This window comes from Streptomyces sp. NPDC058964 (assembly GCF_042741275.1).
Taxonomy (GTDB): Bacteria; Actinomycetota; Actinomycetes; order Streptomycetales; family Streptomycetaceae; genus Streptomyces.
On the sequence record NZ_JBHYKH010000743.1, the window covers coordinates 1 to 3,257 of the forward strand.

3 protein-coding genes are annotated in these 3,257 nt (G+C 69.6%); all 3 read left to right on the forward strand.

Annotated elements, in window-relative coordinates; translation table 11 throughout:
* The first annotated feature begins 211 nt into the window (after positions 1-211).
* Positions 212-1,483, forward strand: a complete 1,272-nt coding sequence (dxr, locus tag ACFW2E_RS44045) for a 1-deoxy-D-xylulose-5-phosphate reductoisomerase (protein WP_384476959.1) — start codon at positions 212-214, stop codon at positions 1,481-1,483.
* 8 nt (positions 1,484-1,491) lie between these two features.
* The gene (locus tag ACFW2E_RS44050) at positions 1,492-2,781 is read left to right on the forward strand and encodes a M50 family metallopeptidase (RefSeq protein WP_384476965.1); all 1,290 of its coding nucleotides are present in this window, start codon (positions 1,492-1,494) and stop codon (positions 2,779-2,781) included.
* A gap of 170 nt (positions 2,782-2,951) precedes the next feature.
* Positions 2,952-3,257 (forward strand): flavodoxin-dependent (E)-4-hydroxy-3-methylbut-2-enyl-diphosphate synthase (locus tag ACFW2E_RS44055; protein WP_384476962.1); only part of this gene is annotated, 306 nt, incomplete at its 3' end.

Sequence of the window (3,257 nt, forward strand, 5' to 3'; positions counted from 1 at the left end):
GGGGCTGGGTTTTTGTAAACACCCCCGGGCCCGGCGCCGGCCTGGCCCGCCCGGGCCCCGCCCCCCCGCGGGACCCGGGCCGCCGACGTCGTGGATCTTCACCCGATTTTCACAAGGGGGATTTCGCCCCTTTCGGCAACGAGACCCGATATGGCACCCGCCCGAGGGACGCGCTGTCCGCCCGGCCGCCGGTTGCGGCAACAATGGGGGGATGACCGACAGTCCCGCCAGTCCGGCACCCCTCGCCGACCCGCACCTCGTCCACGACCCCGTGGCCGGAAACGGCCCCAAGGACGTGGTGATCCTCGGCTCCACCGGGTCCATCGGCACCCAGGCCATCGATCTCGTGCTGCGCAACCCCGACCGCTTCCGGGTCACCGCCCTCTCCGCCAACGGCGGACGGGTCGCACTGCTCGCGGAGCAGGCGTACCGGCTGCGGGTGCGGACCGTCGCGGTCGCCCGCGAGGACGTCGTACCCGCACTGCGCGAGGCACTCGCCGCCCAGTACGGCGCCGGCGAACCGCTCCCGGAGATCCTCGCCGGACCGGACGCGGCCACCCAGGTCGCCGCGTCCGGCTGCCACACCGTCCTCAACGGCATCACCGGCTCCATCGGCCTCGCCCCGACCCTCGCCGCCCTGGAGGCGGGCCGCACCCTCGCGCTCGCCAACAAGGAATCGCTCATCGTGGGCGGCCCGCTGGTCAAGGCCCTCGCCAAGCCCGGGCAGATCATCCCGGTCGACTCCGAGCACGCCGCGCTCTTCCAGGCGCTGGCCGCCGGCACGCGCGCGGACGTGCGCAAGCTGGTCGTCACCGCCTCCGGCGGCCCCTTCCGTGGCCGCACCAAGGCGGAACTGGCCCATGTGACGGTCGAGGACGCCCTCGCACACCCCACCTGGGCGATGGGCCCGGTCATCACGATCAACTCCGCGACCCTCGTCAACAAGGGTCTGGAGGTCATCGAGGCACACCTGCTGTACGACATTCCCTTCGATCGCATTGAGGTCGTCGTGCACCCGCAGTCGTATGTCCACTCGATGGTTGAGTTCACCGACGGATCCACGCTCGCCCAGGCGACGCCCCCCGACATGCGAGGGCCGATCGCCATCGGTCTGGGCTGGCCCGAACGCGTCCCGGACGCGGCACCCGCCTTCGACTGGAGCAAGGCGTCCACCTGGGAGTTCTTCCCGCTCGACGACGAGGCCTTCCCGTCCGTCGGCCTCGCCCGGCACGTCGGTCGGCTCGCGGGCACCGCACCGGCGGTGTTCAATGCGGCCAACGAGGAGTGCGTCGAGGCGTTCCGTGCCGGTGCCCTGCCCTTCAACGGGATCATGGAGACCGTCACACGGGTGGTCGAGGAGCACGGCACGCCGGCTACGGGAACCTCGCTCACGGTGTCGGACGTCCTCGAAGCGGAGACCTGGGCACGGGCCCGGTCCCGGGAACTGACAGCGCACACGGCGACCGCGGAGGCGCGTGCATGACAGCCTTGATGATGATCCTCGGCATAGTCGTCTTCGTGGTCGGCCTGCTGGTGTCGATCGCCTGGCACGAGCTGGGGCATCTGTCCACCGCCAAGCTCTTCGGCATCCGCGTGCCGCAGTACATGGTCGGCTTCGGCCCGACCATCTGGTCGCGGAAGAAGGGCGAGACGGAGTACGGGATCAAGGCCATCCCGGCCGGCGGCTACATCCGCATGATCGGCATGTTCCCGCCGGGCGAGGACGGGCGGATCACCGCGCGCTCCACTTCACCCTGGCGCAGCATGATCGAGGACGCCCGGTCGGCGGCCTTCGAGGAGCTCGAGCCGGGTGACGAGACCCGCCTCTTCTACACGCGCGCCCCGTGGAAGCGGGTCATCGTGATGTTCGCGGGCCCCTTCATGAACCTCGTGCTCGCCGGCGCCCTTTTCCTCACGGTCCTGATGGGCTTCGGCATCTCCCAGCAGACGACGACCGTCAGCTCGGTCTCCCAGTGCGTGATCGCGCAGACCGAGAAGCGCGACACCTGCAAGAAGTCCGACCCCGAATCCCCGGCGGCGGCCGCCGGACTGAAGGCGGGCGACCGGATCGTCTCCTTCAACGGCGTGAAGACCGACAACTGGAACCAGCTCTCCGACCTGATCCGGGCCAACCCGGACAAGAACGTGTCCATGGTCGTGGAGCGCAAGGGGCACGACGTGACCCTGCAGGCCAAGCTCGTCAGGAACAAGGTCGCGAAGAAGGACTCGCACGGGCAGATCGTCGACGGCTACACCTACGCCGGCTTCCTCGGCTTCAGCGCCGCCACCGGCGTCGTCCGCCAGGACTTCGGCGAGTCCCTGACCTGGATGGGCGACCGGCTCGGCGAGGCCGTCGACTCCATCACGAGCCTGCCCGCCAAGATCCCCGCCCTGTGGAACGCGGCCTTCGACGGAGCGCCCCGCCAGCCCGACTCCCCGATGGGCGTGGTCGGCGCGGCCCGGGTCGGCGGCGAGATCTTCACCCTCGACATCCCGCCCACCCAGCAGCTGGCCATGGCCCTGATGCTGGTCGCGGGCTTCAACCTCTCCCTGTTCCTGTTCAACATGCTCCCGCTGCTCCCGCTCGACGGCGGGCACATCGCGGGCGCCCTGTGGGAGTCCCTCCGCCGCCAACTGGCCAAGGTGCTGCGCCGGCCGGACCCCGGTCCGTTCGACGTGGCGAAGCTGATGCCGGTGGCCTACGTGGTGGCCGGGATCTTCATCTGCTTCACGATCCTGGTCCTGATCGCCGACGTCGTTAACCCGGTGAAAATCTCGTAGCCTCGCCATGTTCGTGGCGGCCCGGAACCCTGCGCTCCGGGCCGCCTCCCAATGAGTGGGTTTAACCGGGTGGGATGTGCCCGGGTCATGGCCGGTGCCGTAATCTCGAAGCCCGGAGCCCGCCGGTTACGGGACCGGACCTTGATCCACGACTTGGGGTTGCACAGCAGATGACTGCGATTTCTCTCGGCATGCCGTCCGTTCCGACCAAGCTCGCCGAGCGCCGCAAGAGCCGGCAGATCCAGGTCGGATCCGTGGCGGTCGGCGGCGACGCGCCGGTGTCCGTGCAGTCCATGACCACGACCCGTACGTCCGACGTCGGTGCCACCCTCCAGCAGATCGCCGAGCTGACCGCGTCCGGCTGCCAGATCGTCCGCGTCGCCTGCCCCACTCAGGACGACGCCGACGCGCTCGCGACCATCGCCCGCAAGTCGCAGATCCCGGTGATCGCCGACATCCACTTCCAGCCCAAGTAC